The following is a 24,388-nucleotide window of genomic DNA, read 5'->3' as shown; positions in this document are numbered from 1 at the left end:
ACCTGCCCCCTAGTCCCGCTGCATAAAATGGTACACGGCGCCTATCATCCCTGAGTGATTCTGGTATTTAGCAAGAACAAGTTCCGTGCGGTTATAAAAGTCCTCCTTTGTATACCTTCTTACCTCTTCTTTAATTTCCTTCAGGAACGCTTCTCCTCTCAGCGCGATCCCTCCTCCAATCACAACTTTTTCAGGATCGAATATATAGAGGAGATTCGAAACCCCAATAGCGAGATGCTTATAGAATTTTGCAACGGCTTTTTGAATATCAGGATCTCCCTGGTCATACGATTCAAAGATTTCTTTGCCTGTCCATTCACGTTCACCCTTATATTCTTTAGCCATCTTTATCAAACCTGGAAAGGAAGCAACTTTCTCAAACTGCTCCCCTTCAATCCTCATGTACCCCCATTCCCCTGCACTGAAGGTATGACCCGTGTAAAGCACACCATTGATGATGATCCCTCCACCGACACCCGTCCCGACTGTCAGCATGATGAAGTTGTCAGCCCCGTGATTACCGAGCCAATGCTCGCACAAAGCTGCGCAGTCCGCATCGTTCCTTGCTTCGACAGGCAAATTCAATTCCTCGGTGAGAAGCTTCTTCAATTCAACCCCTTTATAATCAGGAATATTATTACTCGCTCCCAGAATGACCCCTTTATCCACATCCACCCTGCCGGCGGTGCTGATGGCCACTCCTTCCGCTTCATACTTATCAAGCAGTCCCCGGCTCAGCCGGACCAGCTTCTGTACGATGGAAGGTCCGCCAAGATGTGCTTCCGTATCAGCAAGGAAACTTGCGACGACTCTCCCATCCTCACGCACAATCCCATACTTAATATGGGTACCTCCTATATCAAATGCGATGTATTGTTTCATATAATCCCTCCTTGAGATGGGGTGGGACGAGGGGACAGGTCCCTTGACCACTTATTTTGTAGAGGAACATGGGACCTGTCCCTATGCCCCTGCAGCTTATTTTAATTTTGAGACATCGCCCCCCCCTGTCACTATTCTTTGACCGCTCCTGCTGTGGTGTTGGCGGCAAGTTGTTTTTGGAAGACCAGGTAGATGATGATGACCGGGATGATGGACATGATGAGACCTGCATATAGTGCGCCCCAGTCGGTTTTGTACTGCATGACGAGCATGAGGTTCGCTACCGAGACCGGCAGGGTTTTCAGTTCCGGTGACTGGATCAGGATCAATGCCAGTACATATTCATTCCAGATTCCAACAACATTGAAAATGGCCGCCGAAATCAGCCCGGGCTTTGCCAAAGGCAGCATCACAGAGAAGAACGTCCTGTATGGACCCGCTCCATCCATGAGCGCCGCTTCCTCCAGCGATTTCGGCAGACTCCTGAAGAATGCAAACAGGATGAAAATCGTAAAGGGCAGAGAATAAGCCGTATACACGATCAACAACCCTAAATGATTGTTTAATAGATTCAACTTTGTCATCAACAAGAACAGCGGAACCATCGCCACAAACGTAGGAAACATCAATCCGCTGATGAAAAAGTAATAGACGAGCTTCATGCCCATGAAGACCTTCCTTGCCAGAATGTACGCGGGCATCGCTGAAAATAATACAATGAAGAAAACAGATAGAATCGTAAGGTAGATGCTGTTGATGAACCCCCGTCCAAGTCCTGCTTCCTCCCATGCATTTTGATAGTTTTCAACATGAGGGGGAATGGGAAGGGCGTATGGCTCCGTCAAAATACTGCTGGACGTTTTCAAGGAGTTCATGACCACCCACAGAGTCGGCAGGATAATGAGGGCCGTCCAGAACATGAGGATCACATGCTTCGACCAATCCGGCTTTTTCAATCGATCAATGTTCCTCATTGGAATCGCCTCCCATCGTTTTGATTGTGAAGATGCTGAAGATGAATGTCAGGATGAAAAAGATGACTCCGATTGCCGACGCATAGCCAAAGTTAAAATTGGAAAACGCCTGCTCATACATATACAGGGAAATCGGTTCAGTGGAACGATTCGGTCCTCCTGCTGTCATGAGCTGCGGCTCTTCGAACATCTTCAGGCTGTTTAAAATCAAGAATATGACGACCACTTTCACGACCGGACTCAGCATCGGGATGATGACTTTCAGGCTTTTCTGCACACGCGAAGCCCCATCGATATCAGCGGCCTCCAGCACCTCCTTCGGGATATTCGATATTCCCGCGATGAATAATAAGGTGTAAAATCCGATCGATGCCCACGTCTTTACCCAAACAATCGCCCAAAATGCCGTATCCGGATCCCCGAGCCATTCGTGTGCCAAGCCGTCGAGTCCGACCGTCCTCAGCACGATATTCAACAGCCCGTTGATTGGGTTGAAAATTGTCGCCCATAACAAGGCAATTGCGACTCCCGGCAATACAAACGGCATAAAGATATTTGATCGATAGAAGTTCGCCCATTTCGCACTTTTCGTCCCTGTAATCAAAAGCGCGAATAACAACGCTAAGAAAAGAATGATCGGAACCTGGACCACCGTGTATTTAAAGGTATTCACCAAAGAATTGATGAAATTTTCATCAGTCAAAAGCTTTGAATAGTTATCAAACCCGATCCATGTTTTGGCACCCGTCCCCCTCCACTGAAAAAAGCTCGTCGTCAATCCGGAAAGAATGGGATAAATCACAAAAATCCCATAAATCAGCATAGCCGGCAGCAGAAAGGAAAGAATAAACACTCGGTTTTGCATCTTAATATTCATAACCATTTGTCTCTCTTTCTTTATAGATGAAAAGGATGAACCCGAATAAAACGAAAGCGTCCTATTCGAGGCATCCTCTCAATCTATCTTTTATTTACGTATTTTCTTGCTCAGCTTTTGCTTTCAGCCTTTATTCATTTCCCCAATCGAACTTCACTTTATCGATACTGTCATCCTTGCGAACCTCTCCCGCTTTTTCTTCCGCATATTTCACGAATTCTTCAGGAGATACTTCACCATTCAGCAGCCCCTGGATTTTGTTCACGAGATTGTTGGCAAGTTCCGGGTAGGAATCATTGATGCTTGTAGGAAGATACGTTTTATTGTTAGAGTTGCTGATCACTTCCAGGGAACTTGAAAGCGGCTCGGACGTGATCTTGTCTTCCGTCCCTTTCACCGTACTTGCAAGTCCGCGTTCCATCATTTTATACACAGACTCTTTTGAAGACAGATATTTCAGGAAGTCCACAGCCAGTTCCTTATTCTTTGCTTTACTCGGGATATAGAAAGCACCGCCCCAGCCTGATGTAATAGGGGCAGCATTGTTTTCAAGATCCGACTGCCCTTCCCAGCCTGGCTGGTTCATTGCTCGCAGCTTGAAGTCCTCAGGAATGACGTCCTGCATTTCCCCTTCCAGCCACGTACCGGCTGTCACGAAGAGCGCTTTTCTTTGGAAAAATTGAGTCTGCGCATCTGTATGGGAAAGGGAGAGAGTGCCATCAAGTAGATAATCCTCTGGCTTTAATTTCGCTGTCTCTTCCGCCGCCTTCAAGAAGGCATCCGACTTCCACGCTCCTTCTTTCAGGTTGAACGCATCCTCCACCGCGCTCACCCCGCCAATTTTCTGAACCAAAGGCAGGTAGAATCCGTAGAAATAGTATCCAGGGTGCATCCCTTGCAGTGCGAAAAGGGAGATATCCTTTTCAGCTGCCTGCTTTTTTAAGCTTTCAAGATCATCCCATGTCTCAGGCAATTCCCATTTGTTGTCTTCAAAGAGTTTTTCATCATACCACCACAGATACCCGGCACCGAAAACAGTCGGGACCCCGTAAGTCTTGCCTTCTTTCTGCAGCTTGAACTGCTCCGGGATGAAGCTGTCTCTCCATGTCACATTCTCATCATCGTAGGAAGGCTTTTCCAGGTGCTCATCAAGCGCCATGATCTCACCCTGGCTGATGAGGCCTTGAATATCAACCTTGGCTCCCGGGTTCATGATGTCCGGTACATCTCCTGAAATGAATCGTGTCTGAAGCTGGGTATGAATATCAGGTGATGCGGTCACATTGATCTTGACCCCCGGATTCATTTCTTCATACTCCTTCGCACTCCTCTTCACCCAATCCGAGCCAAATCCACCTTCAAACATCATCAGGTTAACCTCGCCGCCTTCCTTACCCGATCCGCTTCCACTCCCATCCCCACCTGCAGAATTACTGCTACAAGCTCCTAATAATAAAACCAATACAAGAAAAACAGACAACCTTTTCAATGAAATCCCTCCTGATTTTTGGGTCGAGGGGTCAGGTCCCTTGACCCAATTCATTGAGACAGCGAACCTGTCCCTGTGTCCCTAATACATTTTGTCGAGTACTGCTTCTGCTGTTTTTTTAATGGATCCGAATGTTGGTTCTTTACGCTGCATTTCGATGGCTTTTGTAAGAATATCAAGCAGGTGAAGCTGCGCGATCTTTGAGGAGAAGGCGCCTCCCTGCAGAGGTGATTCCTTCGAAGCCGCCAGTAAGATGACATCCGCATATTTGGTGATCGGCGACCTTCCGTGGTTCGTGACACAGATCACCTTAGCTCCGTTTTCCTTGGCAATCCGCATCGTGTCCACGACATCCATCGTACTTCCCGAGGTGGAAATCCCGACGACGACATCCCCTTCTTGCACCAGACTAGCCTTCATGGCCATGACGTGAGAATCGGTTGAGCAGCTCACATTGAACCCCATCCTCATAAACCGATGCTCGGCATCCTGGGCGGTGAAACCGGAAGATCCGATTCCAAAGAAGCAGATCGACCTTGCTGCCGACAGGAAATCAATCGCCATTTGAAGGACTTCATCCTGGAAAAGCTCAAGCGTATCAGTGAGTGTCTTCGTATTCTGCCCTGTGATTTTTGCTGCAACGACACCAAGTGGATCAGCGTCTGCAATTTCCCGGTCCATCTTTTCCGCAGGAGCTGCCTGGCTTTGAGCGATCGCCAACTTGAAATCCTGATATCCCTTATAATTCAATTTCCGGCAGAAACGGAGAACGGTCGTCTCACCAACACCTACTTTTTCCGCCAGGTCTGTCACCGTTAAATAAACAGCTTCTTCTGTTTGATTCATGACGTAGTCCGCTACCTTCTGTTCGGACTTGGTCATTGATCTGTAATGGCTTGATATCAAGACCATCGGACTGGATTTGCTGATTGTGATCATATCCACTTCCACCTCCACTCAAGTCTTTTTCGTCCCGGAACCGTCTTTTATTTTTTCAACAAAACGGGCGGTGATGACTTCCGGCCTCGTAATTGCCGTGCCGACGACAACCGCGTGTGCTCCTCGCGTGAATGCTTCTGCCGCCTGTTCTGGTGTATGGATTTTCCCTTCTGCAATGACGGTGAATTCTTTTGCTAATTCGGTGATAAGGTCAAAATCGACCTCTGTTGAGTGACGGCTGTATGCGGTGTACCCTGACAACGTCGTGGAAATAAAATCGCAGCCTGCTTCCATCGCAGCCAATCCTTCTTCTGCCGTCGAAATATCACCCATGATCAGACAGTCACTGCGTCTTCTTACATACTGAATCAATTCTTCCAGCCTCACCCCTCCAGGACGCTTTCTCTGAGTGGCATCCATGGCAATGACTTCAGCCCCGGTTTCCAACAGCTCGTTAACCTCTTTCAAAGTCGGGGTGATATAGATGTCGCTGTCAGCGTAATCCTGTTTGATAATCCCGATGACAGGGAGATTCACCACCTTTTTTATCGCGATGATATCCTCCTTGCCGTTCGCCCGGATCGCAGCCGCGCCGCCTTCTTTTGCCGCCACGCTCATCCTCGCCATCATATCAGCCCCGAACAATGGGTCACCGGGATAGGCCTGCGTTGAAACGATTAATTGATGTTTAATTAGATTCAAGAATTCCTCTTTTTTCATAGTGACTCCCTGCTTTTAGATTTATGGTTTTGTAGTGGCAAGAATTTTTTATTTTTATAAAAATAGTGAAAAAATCCTCCAGCCTCATGCATGCATAATGAATCATCTTCCCCGGTGAAAAGATGCAAGTCTTTCCTCAAGCAATCCCATATACAACCCGGAAGTCACCTCGGCAACCGTCCATCCGGATTCAATCGCCCACGGCCCCCATCCACTGTCAGCCGGAGAGCCGAACACTTCTTTCCTCGTGATATCATAAGCCCTTGCCCAGGCTCCGTTTATTTGCGGATTCTCGCTCTTAATCTGTGCCCCTGCAAAAAACCAGGCTGACGCTTGCCACAACTCCTTGAAATGTTCGTCCCCTGTGATCCACCAGGATTGGATAAATGCCATCGGCAGCCAGTTATTCGAATACAGGAGATCGATGACTGGATCGCCGTTTTTCGTGAGAAGTGAACTTTCCCCTTCCCCCATATCGTTCCGCATACTTGCTTTATAGTCTGTGTCCCATTCCAGGAAGCCGCCGTCGGGATGCATTCTTTCCATCAAATTTGAAGTCACCCGGTATAACCAGGCTTTATGCTCATCATCATTCGTCACCCAATAGAGCCAGGACAGAGGTAAGATCAACCGGCAGTATTCCTGCGTCTCACTCTGCTCGCGCGTCGTATCCGGATACGCTTTCATTATTGTGGTCAATCCCATAATGGCCGTCGTCTTGAACTCTTCAATACTGGTTAACTTGTAAGCTAAAAGAAGGGCTGCATGGTAGTAGGCATTGTAATGAGCGCTTGGCAGGTCAGCGGTAGTTTCTCTCAGCTCCTTGATTTTTTCAGATGTAAGATCGAGATTGTCTGTCCGGAAGACCCGTGTGCCATCGGTGCCGGTTGTGCTGACTAGGAACTTCAATGCCTGAATACAGTGATCCAGATGAACATCCGTTTTAAGGTACAGGCATTTCAGCAGTTGCGGGATAATCGCCCGCGCAACATCATCTTGATAGCAGACTCCCCAGGCTTCATGCGTCCAGCGCATCATGCCGGATAAATGATTATCCTCTTCGCATAAGTAGTTTTCAAAAATAAAATCAGTCAGGTTATTCGAGATTAAGAGACTCTTCTGAGTGCCAGTGTACAAATAATCCAATAGGTAAGACAGTGAGATTTCACCAATGCAGTCAGCCCTGAGAATGGTGCTGATCCGCTGGGTACCGTCCGGATAGATTTCTGTTCCGAGCCCTTCAATGGCTCCTCCCTTACCATCATCCATCAAGATAGAGGCTTTACTAAACCATTCCATCGATTGTTGCGTGGTCGTCTTGATCTGATTTTCTATAGGCGGATGTTGAGATGAGATTTGAGTTTCATAGGATGGGTGATAATCTTGCAGGGATATAGGTTCATCGATGAGCCAGCCCGTGATGAATTCGATGATTTTCTTGATGTCGGACAAAGGGGCATAGCGGGCTTTTCTGAAGTTGGTTAGTCTGAAAGAGCAGATGAGTAGATTATCAGGGTTGTCAAACCAAAGTGCCCGGTCTGAGATGGTGGCTGTTGCCGATTCTGTGACTTCTATAAAATCGTGAGTGTTGATTCTGCTGAACTGCAAGATGGGAATGTTTTTTGAACATGAAATGTCGTAAGGCTTTATCCGCATACCGCATTGGTCATCGAGTACAGAACCTATTTTGAGACCTCGGATGTCTGAACTGCCGGATGTGTAAATCACCCGTTCATATCTTGTGCTTTCAGGCTGGCTGAAGTAAACGTTTCCGATGCTTGCCGTGTATTCTGCAAATACTTTTTTGCCTTTTTGAATCTGGGCTTCGAGTGGCTTCCTGTCTCTTGGGTCCAAAAGCAATGGCTGCTGGCCAGTGCCGCCCAGTATGGCAAAGCTGTCGAATTGATCCAGTTGATGGTGTCGGAGATCGGCTGGTTTAAGAACGGTTGTGTCTGCTTCTGAGTTGAGGAGAATGCCTGCTAAGTCGCTGTCTGCAGTGGCGGTGACAATGGCAAGTTGATTTCTTTTCATTTGTACCCCCTTGGGATATTTTTATGGAGATTTTTTTCTTTTATTCTTTTTGTTTCGGAGGAAATGTCCTTATCTTAATAGAAGCATATCGGAGAATGGATGTAAATGGAAAAGGAATTAAAGACTTAATTAAGACTGTTACCTTCTTAAAAAACGATTGGATAACTACCATATTACTTTCAAAAAGGTTAAATAAAAAAAGTTGCTAGAGAATCAATTAATTCGAGTCTCTAGCAACCCTATTTTAATTATAGTTCAAAATATATTAATCTACTTTTTCATTTGTATGTTTCGGAGACCCCTCAGTTACTGGATTAGGCATTGTAGAACCATCTGCTGAGCCTTGGACGTCATTATTAATTGCCCCGTTACCATTTGGAGTATCTACATGTACTCCATCCCACTGTGTAGCTTCAAGGTTGAAGAAGAAGTCAATTTTATCACCTTGGTATTTATTCTGGTTATATTCATTTCCTGTTTTTGTAAGGTCGTTATTGAAAGTAATTTGAATAAATACATCATCACTATCTGCTGGATTTACTGGAATACCTCTGTAGTCGTTATTTGCAACTGTTAACGGTGCTAGGTTGATTTTATCTCCCGCCCCTAGATATTCAGGTTTAATTTTACTAACATATGTTCCATCCACTAGATCTGCTAAAGTAAGGGTTTCATTAGTTTTTGTAACTTTTGCTCTTGGCTGCCACTGACTTGATTCCGAGTCAACTTGCATAAAATCAATTACAAATTGTGATAAATAGCCTTCTTTAGTAGAATCAGAAGTAGAATTTCCATCAACAAAGTTATCGGCTGTAACATCTAATAGTACTTCTTTAATTGCCAAAGTTCCGACATTGTTTAACTTAAAGATCCGTTGAACATTATCACCCGGTTTCATATTAGATAGATCAAAACTAATTGGTTTCGATCCACTTTTAGCTACATCCAAATCCAACGTCCCAGCCGCAAAATGGTTATTAATCGTCGCAGTATCATTAAACGCTGCCCAAGTTCCTCCACCTACCAATGAAATACCCAGTGCTGCTGATGCTACCCCTAAACCTAATTTCTTTTTGATTGACATGTAAACTTCCTCCTTGTTTTCCCCCATGTTTTTGAGGTATGTAGATTTTTTTATATTGAACCCTTAGTGGATAAGGGGATCAATCAAGCGGTTTTCTTTGAATCTGCCGTTACTTGTGATTTGTCCAGCTCCCTTAAGGCTGAGACAATCGTGAAACCGGAATAGCCTAGTAGTAAAACACCTGGTACGATCAATAGAATGGCTGTACCTTTACTGGATTTTGCAAAATCTATGAAATATCCCAGGAATGGAATAGTGAAACCTGTGTATTTTGCTACGATATTTTGAGCTAATAAGGGTTGTGTATCAATGTCTTTGTTGTTGTCCCCTTTAGTCTGGAACATGGTATTATCACCATTTTTAATTACTTCAACAATTCTATGGGTGACAATGGTATTATCTTGCTGCAAGAAAGTCACTACATCTCCTTTTTTCAAGGCAGCTGGTTCTTCAACCGGCTTTACAGCTATGATGGAACCCGTTTTAAAGGTCGGTTCCATTGATCCTGAGAGAACGGTTTTTAATTGGTAGCCAAGAAACTGAGGTTCCCCTCCAGAAGCTTTTGAGGAAATCACCACGAAAATCATGAACAATAAAACCAGGAAAAGGACCGTGGTAATAAGGTTGCTAGTAATCTTTAATAATTTTTTTGCTGTCATTTTTCATCACCTTTTTTTGAGATTTACTGTTTTTCTTCAACAGTTATTAAAGTCCCAGCTGATTCATTTCCACTGGTGTCTACAGTCGTAAATCTGTACGTGACTTTGTCTTTAGGATTTTGCTGAAGATCTATTTTAGAATCTGCTACTTTTACCTTGATTGGATCGGTGCTTCCTTCAATGTAGATACTTATATGTGAAAAGTCTTCATCAGAGGGATTCACCCAGGTCAATTTGATATTATTTCCATTTCTTTCAGATGTGAGGGTTGTGATTTCTGCTGGAGGCTGTTTATCTTCTTTTTTAGGAGATTCTTCACCTTCAGTAGGTTTAGCTGCATCCTCTTCCTTACTAAGTTCTTCTTCTTCAGAAGGCTTAGCTGCATCTTCTTCTTTTGGTGAAGATTCTTCTGGAGTCTGGATTTCTTTTTCTGACTCAGCGTTAATAATTTCGATTACTTCTTCATGTAAGGTTTTTCCATGCTTATCGACCATAATTAGCTTATATAGATAAGTTGTAGAATGTGTTAGCCCTTTGTCTTCAAACTGGCCATTTTTTATATTTTCAGCAACAAGTTCATCGTTTCGATAAATAGTAACCGAACTGAATTTTTTATTCTGTGGATTCTTCCAGGTTAGTTGGATGCTGTCATTAGATATGTTTTTCTTTAAGTCTGCTATTCTACTATTTTCAGAGCAAGGAGCATTGGTAAGATCGTCACACTCATCTTTGTTATGACCCGGATTATCAGGATCTGTTCCTTCACCCGTATCCTCGTCTACTGGTTCAGGCCCGTTTCCTAAGCCGGCATTATCTTTACATCGTTGCCGCCAGAATTCAGAGCCCTTTTTTGCATCCTTACAAAAATCCTCTGCTGCCGAGATTGTCTCAGCAATCGTTTCAACATCATTGAAAGCAGCTCCTGTATTACCGGTGAAATGTATAGCTGCAAACATTGTCAAGTACCAAATGGCAACTAACTGGGCGAAAATACTAACACTCCGGTATTTATTCTTAAATTTTCTTATTCGAGAGTGTCTAATAAGTCTCCCTCCCCTAATCGTTCTTAACAATGAACGGTTGATGCTATGTATAGATTTTGGAAATAACTGCTTTAAACCTATTTTCATAAACTTCAATTCCCTTAATTTCGTTTTTCGTTTTTGTTCTTTATAATGAACTTATAATGTGAGTATATTGGATTACTAATTATTTGAAAAACCTTGTATTCAGTCATTTATTCGTTAAAAAGAACGTTTTTCGAACTGTAACTAAGTTTTTCTCTTTTTATCATACTATTTTGTTTTTTATAATGAACCAAATGTTTCTTATAATGTTCATTTATTAAAAATACTCTTTAGAATCTGTTCTTTAACAGGGACAACGACCCACCCTTATGTCCCAGGTCTATTCCTTCAGTTTGGTAAATAGTTATGGATTGAAATATTACTCGGTTGGGTCATTCATGTTTTTTATTGAAACGAAGGATGGGAAGAAGATGATAAGTGGGCAGATTAGAGACGTAGATATTAATCAAACGTTTGTTTAGAAAAAGAGCGCCTTCCTGTACTTTCTTCTGTACAGGAAGGCGCTCTTTGAAAATCGATTATATTATTCAGCAGCGAGCGGGAAGTATACTGTGACAGTTGTCCCTACTCCTGATGTACTTTCAAAGCGAATAGTTCCATTGTATTTTTCCACAATGTTATAACAGATCATAAGTCCAAGACCAGTCCCCTTGCTTTTTAATGAATAGAAAGGAGTACCTAAGCTTTTTACTTCCTCTGGCGTCATTCCTCTGCCGTTGTCTAATATTTGAATCCTTACCTCATCTTTTTGTTTCTTAGCCGTTACAGAGACTGCTGCACTGGTTGGGGAGGCTTCAAGGGCATTTTTGATCAGATTGACGAATAGCTGCTTGAGTTCAATGGAATGAGCCATAACCAAGCAATCATCCTCCACCGACAGCTCGATATTGTTATCATTTAGTAAACCGTACATTATTAACAGATCCGTCACATCATTTAATACGGTTGACATATCGATCCAATCCATATTCTTCGCTTGATCCGGCTTGGCAATGGACAGGAACTGAGAGATCACATGCTCCGCAGTATGAAGCTCATCGATCATCAATGATAAATTCCGTTTTAAACTTTGATTCAGCTCAGGATCTCCCTTGTAATATTGAAGAAATCCCTTTACAACAGTAAGTGGATTCCTGATTTCATGTGCGACCGCAGCTGCCATTTGTCCAGTCGTCTTAAGCCGTTCAGCCTGCTGCACCTGCTCATAGTACATTCGCTGTTTTTGAATCCGTACATTTGATAGATGAAAAATAAAATAAAGAATAACCTGACTCGCAATATAGTTTACAGAGTTCCCAGCAATATCTTCGTAAATGTATGAGTAAGCTTCTCCTTTATCAATAATCCCAATATAACTAAATGTTAAACCAATAAAACATGCATTTAATACTAGCGAAAAATAAAACAGCCACTTATCAAAAAAGAGGATGGACAATGCAGGAACAAAACATAATAAAACAAATCCCGACCACGTTTCCGGATATAAAAAAAACAGGCTGTAAAAATAACCGGTCGATGCAATGACCGTAGCATATCTTATCCAAGTCGTTTCATACACAGGGTATATCAGCAGACATACGGATACGATGACCACCATGGCTCCATGCATGAAAAAACGTTCATTCACCGGGTTATCAACCACGACCCCCATTGCCATCAAGACGATAATGATAGAAACAATTATATAATAATTTCTTTTCTGTATCCCTTGCTGAAATTCCCTCATTGCCTTCACCTACTAATAAACTATTTATCTCCTGATCAGTAACAGGTCATAGTAACTATCTTACATAAATCCGAAATAGTCAACAAGGGCCAGGCGATACGTCCGCTGTCCTTCTTATAATCTATTAAACATCTGTTTAATTTTGAAGCATGCTTATACTATAGGACAGGAAATGTTAATCAAACATTTGTTTAAATAAATTAGAGCTATTTGATAAAAGTGTATCATTATTTATACAGATCATTTTACTTTCAAATTAAAAAAGGTCCGTTCTTCTGCTTTCTCCTAAATGGTGAGAAACACAAGAACTGACCCTTTTAAATTACTATTGGAGCGGGTGATGGGAATCGAACCCACGACATCAGCTTGGAAGGCTGAGGTTTTACCATTAAACTACACCCGCATTTGTGGCAGGGGCAGTAGGAATCGAACCCACACCAAAGGTTTTGGAGACCTTCGTTCTACCGTTAAACTATGCCCCTACGTAATAAGATTTCGTTTCGCTCCGAGTAAATGCACCGCTTCGCTGCGGAAAGGTTAAGGAGGCTTCTTTTACTCCGCTGACGCTTCGTAAAAAAGCTAAATGGAGGGGGGCAGATTCGAACTGCCGAACCCGAAGGAGCGGATTTACAGTCCGCCGCGTTTAGCCACTTCGCTACCCCTCCATGAGAGAAAGAAAAAATATGGCGGAGGAAGAGGGATTCGAACCCCCGCGGGCTTTAACACCCCTGTCGGTTTTCAAGACCGATCCCTTCAGCCGGACTTGGGTATTCCTCCGTGTGATTGGTTTGTTGCTAGCAGAGTTTTCTGCGCAACTTTATGTTATTGGTTGCCGCAGTTATGGCTAGCTGAGCTTTATGCGTAGAGATGCTCCGCTTCGCTGCGCATTGTTTAAGGATAGATATTTTACTCCACTATCGCTTCGTAAAAATCTTTGGTGGAGGATGACGGGATCGAACCGCCGACCCTCTGCTTGTAAGGCAGATGCTCTCCCAGCTGAGCTAATCCTCCGTAAATACAGTCTTTAAAATGTGACGACCTATATTAATCTATCAATTCATTTAAAAAATGTCAACTCTAAGAATAAAAAAGTATATCCTCTAATTAGTTTTCCTTCTAGAATAATGATCAATATGTATTTTGTGTTTCATTAATCAGACAGATTTATAGAGTACCCTACACAAACTAGCTACCTTGTGTAAGGTACTTCACACTACCCATTACTTATTAAAGTTCTTTTCAAATCTCCATGCATCCCTGCACATGGCAATCATGTCCCGTTTTGCTGACCAGCCTAATTCACGCTTTGCTTTCGTGGTATCAGCATAACAAGAAGCAATATCTCCAGGTCTGCGATCTGTAATTTCATAAGGTATTTCAATTCCATTCGCTTCTTCAAAAGCTTTAATAAGCTCAAGTACACTTGTACCTTGGCCAGTGCCCAAGTTATAAATATGTGCACCTTCCTTAAGGTTATTCAGAGCTGCAACATGTCCATCAGCCAAGTCTAATACATGAATATAATCTCTGACACCTGTACCATCTACTGTAGGATAATCATTTCCAAAGATACTCAACTTCTCCAATTTCCCGTTTGCTACCTTAGTAACATAAGGCATCAGATTATTCGGGATTCCATTAGGTGCTTCCCCAATTAACCCGCTTTCATGTGCTCCCACAGGATTAAAATATCGAAGGAGAGCAACTGAGAAACCAGGGGTTGCTTTAGCAATATCAGTTAGAATCCTTTCACTCATTGCTTTTGTCTCACCATAAGGGTTTGTGGTCGGCATGAGTTCCATGTTCTCTACAAATGGAGACTCGTTATCTCCGTACACTGTTGCCGAGGAACTAAACACGAATCGATTTACACCGAATTCCTTGCAAGCCTTAGTTAGGACCATCGTGCTGACGATATTATTATAGTAATAGTCAATTGGTATTTCTACGGATTCTCCTACTGCTTTCAGACCTGCAAAATGGATGACTCCATCAATACTATTACTTGCAAAAATATCGTTAACAGCGTGTTCATCTGTCACGTCAACATTATAGAACTTGACTTCCTTATTCGTTATTTGTTTAATATTATCTATTGTTTCAAATTTACTATTGCATAAATTATCGGCCACTACCACCGTATGACCTGCTTGAAGTAAAGCCACACATGTATGTGAGCCTATATACCCAGCCCCGCCGGTTACTAGTATATTCATTTGTTACGTCCCCTTTTTGGTAATTAATTTACTAATCACAATCTTTTTTATTATAAACTCCATATAGCCATCAGTAAACCTTTGTAGCAATTCCGGTACAGAAGTTTCCACCGTACAAACATCTCTCGCCTTATAACACAAATTTTTAGAGTTAGAGAACGAGTGTATAGTTGTCTTATCATCTTCGATTCCCTCTAAAAGAGGCCCCAGTTTTGTCGAAAAATATTCTCCCCCACCGCTGTCTAAGGTAATTCCCAAATTAATGGGAAGTCATTATAATTAAATCAGGAATCACTTCCTATACTTATATTTTTGAAGGAGAATGAACATGGTCACGAAGAAAACATTAACGGCTTCTGTTTTGGCAACCTCTCTATTATTTTCAAGTAGCGCACTGATTCATCCTGGTTATTCGGTGGAAGCCGCTCAAGCAATCAATTATCAGCTGGAGTTGGAGAAGTTTTCCTCTCACTACGCAGCCATCCTGCGTACGCTGGAAAGCTATACGAAAAAGATCGATGCTGCAAAGTCCGAAGGTGAAATGATGGATGTTTACGCTGAATATATGGATTATTATGATGAAGCTTTAGAAAAAGAAGCTCCTGTCAATGCGTCTAACAGCGTTATCGTGAAGCTGGATGAATATATTTATAATAGTTTAATAGAAGTATATAATTCTGAAATCGACACAATCGACTATTATAACGGTGACCTATCAGAAGAAGATTACAAGAAAGCCCTTAGTAATATGGAAGACAGTGTAGCCCAGCAAGAGATCCTGTTCAAGCAGACTGCAAAGAGCTACCAATCCAAACACCGTGTTACCTTTAGCAAAGATTTGTATTACCTGTTGGGAGAAACCCCTCCAGCCAAACCTGAACAAACAAACACATACAAAGTGAGAAGTGGAGACACCCTTTATTCCATTGCAAAAAAATACCAGACAACGGTCAGCAGCCTGAAGAAATTGAACAACTTAAAGAGCGACCGCATTTATACAGGACAAGTGCTGAAGGTTTCAGGTACTCCATCGACACCGTCCAAAGATGAGAGCAAAGCTCCTTTAAAAACAGTGACCTATAAAGTAAAGAAAGGCGACACCCTTTATTTCATTGCAAAAAAGCATAAAACAACCGTTAACACTCTGAAGAAGCTTAACAACCTGAAAAATGACAGAATTTACACGGGACAAACCTTGAAGGTGTCAGGCTCTGAAACAGTTCCTTCTACTAGCATAGGATCAGCTGAATCAAATACCACGACCTACAAGGTAAAAGTAGGTGATACCCTCTATTCTATCGCGAAAAGATACAATACATCAGTCAGCAAGTTGAAGAAATCAAATAATCTGATCAGTGATCGAATTTATGTGGGAAGTCTCTTGAAGATAAAATAGTCAGAATGAACGTATATTTTTTACTTTCATGAATTCAATTCCAAAGGAAATCGTCTGAACTATATTTCCTCTTATCTAAAAACACCTGCCAAAAGCCGCAGGTGTCTTTCTTTATTATTTATATACCCTTATTCATAAACTATTCAGTACACTTTTATATTACCTCATCGTTGCTATGTTAATCTTTGTTAGAAAATCTGTTCACGGTGGAGCCTGCCCCTACGTCCCACTCCCCATAACAGTCTTAATCACCTCTTCCACAAAAACAGGCGTTTTCACAAATGCACTTTCAATATGAAGCCGTTCGGTTCGTTTGTGCGCATCTTTACCGAAAGGTCCTACATTTAAGACCGGACCTTCGAGCTTATGCATTTCTTCGAATGGGATGGAATAGGTCGTATTCCACACCGGGGTATTTTTTTCATAAACGGCCCAGCCTTTGTTTTCGTCTTTGTAATTGACATAGCTTAAGTCCGAGATGCCGTTGAAGTAATGGACCTGTTCGACCGGGAGATCAAAGTGTTCTTTCGCAGACTTGACCACGGCATCGACGCACGCTTCCACCAATGGATGTTCGGATGTATTCACGGGTGGATAATAAGGCGGTGTGAACATGATGACCATCGCGGGTGCGAGCTCCTGGCAATTGATCATGAGCGTATCGGCAATTTTGAAAGACTTTTCCCTGTCGTCTCCTTCATGGCCGCCGATATCATGCTTGAGGGCTTCGATATAGTCCCTGCCAAGCTTTTTCTCCGCATAGGACTCCAGTTCAGAATACCGAAGCACCCCAACTTCACCAACAGAAGGAATCCCCTCCCGTTCACACAGTTCCCTGTACCACTGGTTGCACTCAGCCGCTGCAGACAAGGCGACTTGTTCAAATTCATTCATGACATCCGCAGCCGTCTTCTTCATTGTGAAGACATTGTATAAAGCAACGGTTCCAAACGGCGTTTGCGCAGAATAATTCAACCTCAAATCATCTTGCTGCAAAGTCACCGGCAAAGGGGTAGCTTCACCAAAATCGGTCTCCTTAAACAAGGGATTCCATTCCATCTTCCGGGTAAGAAATGAAGCGATGAAAGGTGATGTCATACCGCTCAGAGGTTCTCCAACATGCGTTTCCCTTCCATAGAACAGAGCAGAGGGCATAATCTTTCCGATGGTTCCAGAATATACATTATAAGACGTATCCGTCGGATTTTGAGAAAACACCGGTTCTCCATTTAAGAACAATGTATAGTCGAGGCCATGTGATTCCTTCAGTTCATTCAAGTGGACGACAGCCGCTCTCATCCCGGAGGAATTCACTTCTTCATCAGGCACAGTCAAGAGGACAAGGTTGACCGGCCAGCTTTCAGCCGCAGCTTTTTCAATGATTGCCATGTGAATGGCCAATCCGGCCTTCATGTCCATCGTCCCTCTTCCCCATAAGTAGTTCCCTGATTTCAAATCATTCTGTGCATCCGGGTGCAGCTCATCTATGAAGTTGTCCAGCTCTTTGGTCAACTGCTCCGGGTTAAAGGCAAGGGCTTCAATCTCCCCATATTCCTCCGTACTCACCGTATCAAAATGACTGATCAGGACGATGGTCTTGTCAGCTTTCTCATGCTTGTATAGAGCCGAAAAAAACTGTCTTCCATAATCGGCATCCCCGAGGTGAAGATGAGTTGGATTAGCACGGAAATAAGGAACACCCTCCATCTTCCCACATACTTTTTTCGGAAATTCGATCTCTCCCTCAGTCAGCGTCCGGCTATGCCAGCTGACCAGTTCACAAAGCAGCGCCCTCAGCGTATCAGGTGTCCCCCAAAGCCTCATGATATGACCTCCTTATTCATAAAAAACTCCTGATTCAGCCAGCCCTCCAGCCGGTTCATCGCTTCCTTTATTAATTCCATGCTGTACGCAAAAGAAATCCGGATGTACCCTTCACCAAACTCAGTAAACGAGCTGCCGGGTACAACAGCCACCCCCGCTTCCCTTAAAAGCCGTGTCGCAAATTCCATCGAAGGCATGCTGAACTGTTTAATAGAAGGAAAAATATAAAAGGCTCCTTTAGGCATGACGACATCAAAGCCCATTAACTTCAAACGCCTGTAAACATAATTCCGCCTCTCCCTGTAAGCGATATTCATCTGGGCCGGCACATGCCTGTTGTTCGTCAATGCCTCGATTGCCGCGTACTGGCCAGGTACCGATGCACAGACACCATTGTATAAATGGACCTTCACCACATGCTCCATGATGGGGGCAGGTCCAAGGACAAAACCGATTCTCCATCCCGTCATGGAGTGGGATTTGGACAGACCATGAATGAGAAACAACCGCTCCTTCAATTGAGCATACGAGGCAAAGGTATGATGCTCCCCTTCCAGTGTGTTCTCACTATAGATTTCATCCGAGACGATGAAAAGATCATACTTAGCAATCAGAGATGCCAGCTCGTCCATCTCCTCTTTATTCAAAGCCACCCCGGTAGGATTCGAAGGATAATTAAAGAGAATCGCTTTGGTTTTTTCAGTGATCAAGGCTTCCAATTTTTCAGGAGAAGGCTTGAATCCAGTGAGGGATGTGTCCAAATAAACCGGCTTCGCCCCGCACATCCTGATGATTGGTTCGTAGCCCGAATAAAGAGGCGCCGGCAGAATCACCTCATCCCCCTCTTCCAAAATCGTCCTGAAAACAGAGTCCAGCGCCTCACTGGCACCGGTCGTGACAACGATTTCCGTTTCAGCATCATAATCAAGTCCATATGACTCGGCAAAAAAATGACGGATGGCCTCTCGCAGCTCAAGTAAGCCGGCATTATGCGAGTAGATCGTCTGATTTGAAGCTATCGCTCTGATCCCCGCTTCCTTCACCGCTTCCGGTGTGGGAAAGTCAGGCTGGCCTATGGTCAAATTGATGGCATTCGGATAGAGAACGAGCTGATTCGAGAATTGTCGTATCCCCGGAATGACCAACCCTTGTGCTGCTGCATTTATTGATAACGACATAACCTTTCACACACCTTTCACATACCTAAACTATTTCATTAATCCCGGTAACCAGAGGGTCAGAGGCGGGAAGAATGTAATAACAAGAAGACAGATAAACATCGAAACAAGGAACGGAACAATCGCCCATGCAATTTTTTCGAACCTGACACCGCCCACACTTGATGCGACAAATAGATTGACGCCAAGAGGAGGCGTAATAAACCCGATTGCCAGGTTGGCTACCAGAATAACCCCGAAATGAATCGGATCCACCCCTACGGCAGTCACAATCGGCAGCAGGATCGGTGTTAACACGACCAGGGCAGAAATGGTATCGATAAACATCCCGACAATCAATAACAGGATGTTAATCGCAAGTAAAATAATGATCGGATTCGTCGATAATTCGGTCAAAAAGTCAGAGATATTGGTTGGAATCTGTTCCAAAGTCATAAAGTAGGCAAAGGAAACAGAGAGACCTATGATAATCATCGTAGTAGCGTTGATGACAACCGCCTCACGGAAGCATTCAAATACGGATTTCCATGTCAGCTCTTTATAAACGAACAAGCCTACCACTAATGAATAGACCACAGCCACTACAGCAGCTTCAGTCGGGGAAAATACGCCTCCATAAATCCCGCCAAGAATGATGACCGGAATCAGTAACGCCCATTTTGCTTCATTGGCTGCTTTCAACACATCCTTAAATCGAAAAGGCATTGCTTCTTCAGGCTTATAGCCCCTTTTTCGTGAAATAACATAGGCCGTAAACATCAGCCCTCCCCCGATAAGGATCCCAGGGATAATACCTGCGAGGAACATACTGCCGACCGATACGCTCCCGATAACCCCATATAAGACAAATGGGATACTCGGAGGGATGATGACCCCGATTGAGCCTGCAGAAGCTGCCACTGCCGATGCAAAGCCGCCTTCATATTTGCGTGCAACCATTGCCGGAATCATAAAGCCGCCTATGGCTGCTACGGTTGCAGGACCAGATCCCGAAATCGCAGCAAAAAACATACAAGCCACGATGGTGACCATCGAAAGCCCGCCAGTCATCCAGCCAACCATCGCCGTTGCCAGATTCAAGAGTCTTTGTGAAACGCCGCCCTTCCCCATCAGAATCCCAGCGAGCATAAAGAATGGAATCGCGAGTAACGGGAAGGAATCGAGTGACGTAAAGGCTTTTTGGGTGATGATATCGAGCGGCAATGTGGATCCGAAGTAAATCGCCACAAGCGCCGATACCCCTAGAGAGATGGCAATCGGGACCCCGATCAGTAAACAAACAGCGAGGGTTCCAAATAACAGGGCGATCGTCATACTCTCACCTCCCCTGAAGGAGAATCATCAGTACTACGCCAGATAGTCACCAATTGCTGCAGCAGCCGGAGCGCCATTCCCGCTCCTCCAATCGGTATCGCTAGGAAAGGAATCCACATCGGAAGCTGCATGGCAGGTGTGACCTGTCCGTTTTGGAGGCTCGCGAGAACAAGTTGAGTCCCAAACACGGCAAGAAAAAGGGCAAGCAGGAACCATATAATCAGAGCAGCCGTTTCAATCACCTTTCTTGCTGTCCCTTTAAACAGCTCAATAAAACTCTCGATACGGATATGCTGTCTCTTTTTCACTGCGTAGCTCGCCCCTATCCATACCTGGAAAATATGTATATAACGTGCCATCTCCTCTGTCCAGCTCGGTGCTGAAGAGAACACATAGCGCCCGACTACCTGACCAAAAATGAGAGCCACCATCAGGGCCAGCGTCAAAACAAGAATCGTCTCTTCCATTACATCGAATTTCTTTTTCATCTGAGAAGCTCCTTTCTAAAAAAGCAAGGAATCAAGGTGAGCCTTGATCCCTTGTTTCATGCCGATGCTTAGTTGTTCGCTTCCAATGCTTTGTCCACTAAATCCTGACCAATGCGATCTACGTATTTGTCATATACAGAAGATGCTGCATCACGGAATTTGTCACGCTGCTCATCCGTTAATTCATTTACCTCCATACCGCTTTCCTTCAGCTTCTTCAGGAACTCCACGTCCTGTTTCTGAGCAAGTCCGCGCTGTTCTTCCCTGTACTCCTCGGATGCTTCAGTCACAAGCTTCTGTAAATCTTCCGGCAGCTCATTATAGAAATCATTGTTCATCAACAGAGCCGTTGCAGCGTACACATGGCCAGTCATTGATAAATAATCCTGTACTTCATAGAACTTGTTCGTATAGTAAAGCGAAACCGGACACTCCATTGCGTCATATGTACCTTGCTGCAAAGCCGTGTACAGTTCACCGAAGGCAAATGGTGAAGCATTCGCGCCAAATGCTTTGAATGTATCAGTATGAAGCGGGTTTTCAAGCGTTCTGAACTTTTGGCCTTCTATGTCTTCAGGACTTTCAATCGGTCCTTTGTTATTCGACATATGGCGGAAACCATTTTCACCAAAAACAAGGCCCTTAATGTTATTTTCTTCGAGATCCTTCATGAGCTCCTGACCAAGTTCACCATCCAGCGCTTTATATGCCGCTTCATTGTTGTTGAAAAGGAATGGAAGGTCGAACACCATGAACTTTTCATTAAAAGAAGCAAGCGGCGCCACAGCAGGAATCGTCATTTCGATATTGCCCAATTGAACCGCCTCGATTGCTTCACGATCAGAACCATACAGCTGGCCATTTGGATATAGCTCAACCTTGATACGGCCATCCGATTCTTTTTCAAGCTTTTCTTTAAACGTCTCGGCGGCAACGTGTGAGGACTGCTCTTCAGGTACAAGGTGAGCAATTCGGATCGTGTATGTTTCGTCTCCGCCTTCACTCCCCGATGAAGTGCTTGGACGTCCGCATGCTGCCATCATCACAACTGCCATCAATAATAAAATCAAATATTTTTTCATTTCTCTTCCTCCTCCAAGTAATAGCCTTTTATTCTCCGTGCGATATTCTTCATATGGTGGGCCATCTCTATCTTCGCCTCTTCAATCACTCCATTTTCCAGTGACTCCACTATGCGTCTGTGTTCTTCATATGCTTCCATGGCACTTAACTGCAGCGTATTCGACAGAACCAGGAACGCCCTGTTCACCCCTGTATTGACCGTATGAATCAACGTTTTGAGCTTCGGATTAGGGTTTTCACTGGCCAATAATAAATGGTATTCCCGGTCCAGATCTATAAATTCTTCATAACACCCATCTGTAATCGCTTTCAATTGAGCATCCAAGTTTTCTCTTATCCCATCAAACACTTCACCCTTTAATGGGAAAGTCGCTTCTAGATTGTACACCTCCAAAAGTGTCCGGATCTCCATAAAGTGCATCGCATCTTCTTCTGTAAATGAGGCGACGGTGGCTATCTTCTGGTCGGATAACACTACCAGACCTTCCACAGCAAGCCTTGTCAGCGCCTCCCGGACAGGTGTCCGGCTGATACCGAGTTCCTGAGCAAGCTTTTTTTCAGGAAGCTCCTCTGCCGGTGCCAGCTTTCCTGATATGATGTCTTTCTTGATCAGGTTAAAAGCCTGTTCAGCCAGCGTTTCTTTTTTGATCACCCTTTGCAAGTTGTTTCCTCCCCTTCCCCAGCAATCCCTCTGGACAAAAGTTTTTTGTAAATCCAAAGATTAATAGATGAATTGACTATGTATGTTTATTCTTAGTTGGTCGATAGAGTTTGGTACTCATTGCGTCTTTCATTTGATAGGGAAAATATCTTGGTGAGATTCTTTCATTGTGAATTGGGCTATTCTTGATGTCTGCTTAGATGAAAAGATATTCTTGGTGGGTTTTTTCTGAAAAGATGTAAGGTGGTATACCGTATACATTTATGATAATTTATGCTAATCTATTTGTAAATATAAAATTTAGAATTTTTTAAAAACGGAGGGAGAACCTGGATGAATACTGCATGGATAGAGAACCTGAAAGATCTGATAGGGAGCGAGCGGGTAAGTACAAGTGAAGGAGAACTGTTCCGGCACAGCAAGGATGAATCCTTTCACCATCCTGTACAGCCAGAAACCGTGGTATTTCCGGAAACGACGCAAATGGTCAAAGACATCGTGGATTTTGCAAGGGAAAGGAAGCTCACGATCACCCCATATGGAGCAGGATCGGGGCTTGACGGTCAGGCCATTCCGGTTTCAAGGGGGATTTCCATGAATTTTGACCGGATGAAACAGGTCATCTCCTTTAACCCCGAAGATTTATCCGTGACAGTCCAGCCAGGAATCACACGCCTTGAATTGAATCGGGAAATCAACCGGCAAGGACTCTATTTCCCCATTGACCCGGGAGCAGATGCAACGATCGGCGGCATGGCTGCGACGAATGCGAGCGGAACAACAGCCGTTCGATACGGGTCTATGCGTGATCAGATATTAAACCTTGAAGTCGTGCTGGCAGACGGCAGGATGATCAAAACCGGCAGCGCGGCAAAAAAATCATCCAGCGGATATCATTTAAACGGGCTGTTCACAGGATCGGAAGGGACGCTCGGCATCATCACCGAAATTACCTTGAAGCTTCACGGCATCCCTGAACACACCATTGCGGCACGCTGTACATTCGATACACCGAAACAATGTGCCGCAGCAGCTCAAGCTGTGCTCACGAGCGGGATCCCCGTGCTTCGGATGGAACTCGTCGATGCCCCCAGCATCAAACAAGTCAATGCGTATGGCGACTATCACTTTCCAGAACAGCATTCGTTATTCTTTGAATTTGCGGGGACACGGACATCCGCTGAAGAAGAAGCCGCATTTGTAGAAGATCTAATGGAGGACATGGGCTGCGGCAACTGGGAGCGGGCAAGCGGATCCATCGAGCGGGCCGAGATATGGAAAGCAAGACATGAACTGGCATACGCCTTCCGTCATATGAAAGGAAAAGAAGTAGTGGGATCAGATGTGTGCGTCCCCATGTCAAAGCTTGCCGACATGGTCGACTTTGCACGCGGCCAGATTGAAGCAAGCGGTCTGCTTGGTAGTGTCTTCGGCCATGTAGGAGACGGGAACTTCCATACCATCATCGTGTATGATCCAAACATCCCTACCGAGAAGCAGGCATCGGAGACGATCAATGAACTACTAATCTTAAAGGCTATAGAAGCTGGGGGCACCTGTACTGGAGAACATGGCGTCGGCCTAGGGAAGATGAAGTATCAGGAGATGGAGCACGGTGAGGCGTTAGAAGTGATGAAGTCGTTTAAGGAACTGCTGGATCCGGATGGTTTGTTGAATCCGGGGAAGATTTTTTACTGAGCATACCACGGGACCTGTCCCTTTGGTGTTCTTTGGTGTTTTCTACTTCTCATCAACATTT

General features: G+C 44.2%; 20 protein-coding genes and 5 tRNA genes. 2 read left to right on the top strand and 23 right to left on the bottom strand.

What is annotated here, in order from left to right:
* Positions 1-9: 9 nt before the first annotated feature.
* The 17 genes from ACXAFV_RS03870 to galE form a co-directional block, all read right to left on the bottom strand.
* On the bottom strand, positions 10-882 hold the full coding sequence (locus tag ACXAFV_RS03870; RefSeq protein ID WP_475124571.1) for an ROK family protein: 873 nt from the start codon (positions 880-882) through the stop codon (positions 10-12).
* A gap of 131 nt (positions 883-1,013) precedes the next feature.
* Positions 1,014-1,856 carry a carbohydrate ABC transporter permease gene (locus tag ACXAFV_RS03865; RefSeq protein ID WP_475124569.1) on the bottom strand — a complete coding sequence of 281 codons (843 nt, stop codon included), beginning with the start codon at positions 1,854-1,856 and terminating at the stop codon, positions 1,014-1,016.
* Complete coding sequence (locus ACXAFV_RS03860) at positions 1,843-2,733, bottom strand: carbohydrate ABC transporter permease (RefSeq protein ID WP_475124568.1); 891 nt, start codon at positions 2,731-2,733, stop codon at positions 1,843-1,845. The genes ACXAFV_RS03865 and ACXAFV_RS03860 overlap by 14 nt, the downstream gene beginning before the upstream one ends.
* 130 nt (positions 2,734-2,863) lie before the next feature.
* Complete coding sequence (locus ACXAFV_RS03855) at positions 2,864-4,222, bottom strand: extracellular solute-binding protein (protein ID WP_475124567.1); 1,359 nt, start codon at positions 4,220-4,222, stop codon at positions 2,864-2,866.
* A gap of 81 nt (positions 4,223-4,303) precedes the next feature.
* Complete coding sequence (locus ACXAFV_RS03850; RefSeq protein WP_475124566.1) at positions 4,304-5,161, bottom strand: MurR/RpiR family transcriptional regulator; 858 nt, start codon at positions 5,159-5,161, stop codon at positions 4,304-4,306.
* Positions 5,162-5,179: 18 nt separating this feature from the next.
* The gene (locus ACXAFV_RS03845) at positions 5,180-5,881 is read right to left on the bottom strand and encodes an N-acetylmannosamine-6-phosphate 2-epimerase (RefSeq protein ID WP_475124565.1); all 702 of its coding nucleotides are present in this window, start codon (positions 5,879-5,881) and stop codon (positions 5,180-5,182) included.
* Positions 5,882-5,983: 102 nt separating this feature from the next.
* Positions 5,984-7,912, bottom strand: a complete 1,929-nt coding sequence (locus tag ACXAFV_RS03840) for a hypothetical protein (protein WP_475124563.1) — start codon at positions 7,910-7,912, stop codon at positions 5,984-5,986.
* Positions 7,913-8,177: 265 nt separating this feature from the next.
* Entirely contained in the window at positions 8,178-8,996 is an 819-nt protein-coding gene (locus tag ACXAFV_RS03835) for a TasA family protein (RefSeq protein WP_475124562.1), read from the bottom strand.
* Between the two features lie 83 nt (positions 8,997-9,079).
* Positions 9,080-9,655 (bottom strand): signal peptidase I SipW, encoded by a 576-nt coding sequence (gene sipW, locus ACXAFV_RS03830; protein WP_475124561.1) that lies wholly within the window; start codon positions 9,653-9,655, stop codon positions 9,080-9,082.
* 23 nt (positions 9,656-9,678) lie between these two features.
* Positions 9,679-10,785, bottom strand: coding sequence for a hypothetical protein (locus ACXAFV_RS03825; protein ID WP_475124560.1), 1,107 nt, complete (start codon positions 10,783-10,785; stop codon positions 9,679-9,681).
* A gap of 481 nt (positions 10,786-11,266) precedes the next feature.
* Positions 11,267-12,469, bottom strand: a complete 1,203-nt coding sequence (locus ACXAFV_RS03820; RefSeq protein WP_475124559.1) for an ATP-binding protein — start codon at positions 12,467-12,469, stop codon at positions 11,267-11,269.
* A gap of 329 nt (positions 12,470-12,798) precedes the next feature.
* Positions 12,799-12,872, bottom strand: a tRNA-Gly gene (locus tag ACXAFV_RS03815).
* Between the two features lie 5 nt (positions 12,873-12,877).
* Positions 12,878-12,951: transfer RNA gene (locus ACXAFV_RS03810), tRNA-Trp, on the bottom strand.
* Between the two features lie 102 nt (positions 12,952-13,053).
* A tRNA-Tyr gene (locus ACXAFV_RS03805) sits at positions 13,054-13,134 on the bottom strand.
* 19 nt (positions 13,135-13,153) lie between these two features.
* A tRNA-Ser gene (locus tag ACXAFV_RS03800) sits at positions 13,154-13,246 on the bottom strand.
* 158 nt (positions 13,247-13,404) lie between these two features.
* A tRNA-Val gene (locus ACXAFV_RS03795) sits at positions 13,405-13,480 on the bottom strand.
* Between the two features lie 209 nt (positions 13,481-13,689).
* Positions 13,690-14,685, bottom strand: a complete 996-nt coding sequence (gene galE, locus ACXAFV_RS03790; RefSeq protein WP_475124558.1) for a UDP-glucose 4-epimerase GalE — start codon at positions 14,683-14,685, stop codon at positions 13,690-13,692.
* 328 nt (positions 14,686-15,013) lie between these two features.
* On the opposite strand from galE, the gene ACXAFV_RS03785 reads away from it, so the two are divergent.
* Positions 15,014-16,081: a LysM peptidoglycan-binding domain-containing protein gene (locus ACXAFV_RS03785; RefSeq protein WP_475124557.1), complete on the top strand. Its 1,068-nt coding sequence runs from the start codon at positions 15,014-15,016 to the stop codon at positions 16,079-16,081.
* Positions 16,082-16,300: 219 nt separating this feature from the next.
* Here ACXAFV_RS03785 and ACXAFV_RS03780 read toward each other — a convergent pair whose 3' ends face one another.
* The 6 genes from ACXAFV_RS03780 to ACXAFV_RS03755 form a co-directional block, all read right to left on the bottom strand.
* Positions 16,301-17,905 carry a M20/M25/M40 family metallo-hydrolase gene (locus tag ACXAFV_RS03780; RefSeq protein ID WP_475124555.1) on the bottom strand — a complete coding sequence of 535 codons (1,605 nt, stop codon included), beginning with the start codon at positions 17,903-17,905 and terminating at the stop codon, positions 16,301-16,303.
* Positions 17,902-19,083, bottom strand: coding sequence for an aminotransferase class I/II-fold pyridoxal phosphate-dependent enzyme (locus ACXAFV_RS03775; RefSeq protein ID WP_475124553.1), 1,182 nt, complete (start codon positions 19,081-19,083; stop codon positions 17,902-17,904). Before ACXAFV_RS03775 ends, ACXAFV_RS03780 begins: the two co-directional genes overlap by 4 nt.
* 30 nt (positions 19,084-19,113) lie before the next feature.
* Positions 19,114-20,397 carry a TRAP transporter large permease gene (locus ACXAFV_RS03770; protein WP_475124551.1) on the bottom strand — a complete coding sequence of 428 codons (1,284 nt, stop codon included), beginning with the start codon at positions 20,395-20,397 and terminating at the stop codon, positions 19,114-19,116.
* Positions 20,394-20,885 carry a TRAP transporter small permease gene (locus ACXAFV_RS03765; RefSeq protein WP_475124550.1) on the bottom strand — a complete coding sequence of 164 codons (492 nt, stop codon included), beginning with the start codon at positions 20,883-20,885 and terminating at the stop codon, positions 20,394-20,396. The genes ACXAFV_RS03770 and ACXAFV_RS03765 overlap by 4 nt, the downstream gene beginning before the upstream one ends.
* A 68-nt stretch (positions 20,886-20,953) precedes the next feature.
* Complete coding sequence (locus ACXAFV_RS03760; RefSeq protein ID WP_475124548.1) at positions 20,954-21,967, bottom strand: TRAP transporter substrate-binding protein; 1,014 nt, start codon at positions 21,965-21,967, stop codon at positions 20,954-20,956.
* On the bottom strand, positions 21,964-22,620 hold the full coding sequence (locus ACXAFV_RS03755) for a GntR family transcriptional regulator (RefSeq protein ID WP_475126062.1): 657 nt from the start codon (positions 22,618-22,620) through the stop codon (positions 21,964-21,966). Before ACXAFV_RS03755 ends, ACXAFV_RS03760 begins: the two co-directional genes overlap by 4 nt.
* Before the next feature lie 342 nt (positions 22,621-22,962).
* On the opposite strand from ACXAFV_RS03755, the gene ACXAFV_RS03750 reads away from it, so the two are divergent.
* The gene (locus tag ACXAFV_RS03750) at positions 22,963-24,327 is read left to right on the top strand and encodes an FAD-binding oxidoreductase (RefSeq protein WP_475124546.1); all 1,365 of its coding nucleotides are present in this window, start codon (positions 22,963-22,965) and stop codon (positions 24,325-24,327) included.
* The last annotated feature ends 61 nt before the right edge of the window (positions 24,328-24,388 follow it).

The sequence above is a fragment of the Rossellomorea sp. ABR4_012 genome, assembly GCF_056159545.1.
This window is presented reverse-complemented; position numbering and strand designations above follow the sequence as displayed.

What these genes read in the sequence shown, in the direction of transcription:
- ACXAFV_RS03760 (WP_475124548.1), bottom strand. Translation starts at nt 21,967, where the DNA reads ATGAAAAAATATTTGATTTTATTATTGATGGCAGTTGTGATGATGGCA.
- ACXAFV_RS03865 (WP_475124569.1), bottom strand. Translation starts at nt 1,856, where the DNA reads ATGAGGAACATTGATCGATTGAAAAAGCCGGATTGGTCGAAGCATGTG.
- ACXAFV_RS03835 (WP_475124562.1), bottom strand. Translation starts at nt 8,996, where the DNA reads ATGTCAATCAAAAAGAAATTAGGTTTAGGGGTAGCATCAGCAGCACTG.
- ACXAFV_RS03825 (WP_475124560.1), bottom strand. Translation starts at nt 10,785, where the DNA reads ATGAAAATAGGTTTAAAGCAGTTATTTCCAAAATCTATACATAGCATC.
- ACXAFV_RS03750 (WP_475124546.1), top strand. Translation starts at nt 22,963, where the DNA reads ATGAATACTGCATGGATAGAGAACCTGAAAGATCTGATAGGGAGCGAG.
- ACXAFV_RS03820 (WP_475124559.1), bottom strand. Translation starts at nt 12,469, where the DNA reads ATGAGGGAATTTCAGCAAGGGATACAGAAAAGAAATTATTATATAATT.
- sipW (WP_475124561.1), bottom strand. Translation starts at nt 9,655, where the DNA reads ATGACAGCAAAAAAATTATTAAAGATTACTAGCAACCTTATTACCACG.
- ACXAFV_RS03775 (WP_475124553.1), bottom strand. Translation starts at nt 19,083, where the DNA reads ATGTCGTTATCAATAAATGCAGCAGCACAAGGGTTGGTCATTCCGGGG.
- ACXAFV_RS03770 (WP_475124551.1), bottom strand. Translation starts at nt 20,397, where the DNA reads ATGACGATCGCCCTGTTATTTGGAACCCTCGCTGTTTGTTTACTGATC.
- ACXAFV_RS03870 (WP_475124571.1), bottom strand. Translation starts at nt 882, where the DNA reads ATGAAACAATACATCGCATTTGATATAGGAGGTACCCATATTAAGTAT.
- galE (WP_475124558.1), bottom strand. Translation starts at nt 14,685, where the DNA reads ATGAATATACTAGTAACCGGCGGGGCTGGGTATATAGGCTCACATACA.
- ACXAFV_RS03850 (WP_475124566.1), bottom strand. Translation starts at nt 5,161, where the DNA reads ATGATCACAATCAGCAAATCCAGTCCGATGGTCTTGATATCAAGCCAT.
- ACXAFV_RS03785 (WP_475124557.1), top strand. Translation starts at nt 15,014, where the DNA reads ATGGTCACGAAGAAAACATTAACGGCTTCTGTTTTGGCAACCTCTCTA.
- ACXAFV_RS03860 (WP_475124568.1), bottom strand. Translation starts at nt 2,733, where the DNA reads ATGAATATTAAGATGCAAAACCGAGTGTTTATTCTTTCCTTTCTGCTG.
- ACXAFV_RS03780 (WP_475124555.1), bottom strand. Translation starts at nt 17,905, where the DNA reads ATGAGGCTTTGGGGGACACCTGATACGCTGAGGGCGCTGCTTTGTGAA.
- ACXAFV_RS03840 (WP_475124563.1), bottom strand. Translation starts at nt 7,912, where the DNA reads ATGAAAAGAAATCAACTTGCCATTGTCACCGCCACTGCAGACAGCGAC.
- ACXAFV_RS03765 (WP_475124550.1), bottom strand. Translation starts at nt 20,885, where the DNA reads ATGAAAAAGAAATTCGATGTAATGGAAGAGACGATTCTTGTTTTGACG.
- ACXAFV_RS03845 (WP_475124565.1), bottom strand. Translation starts at nt 5,881, where the DNA reads ATGAAAAAAGAGGAATTCTTGAATCTAATTAAACATCAATTAATCGTT.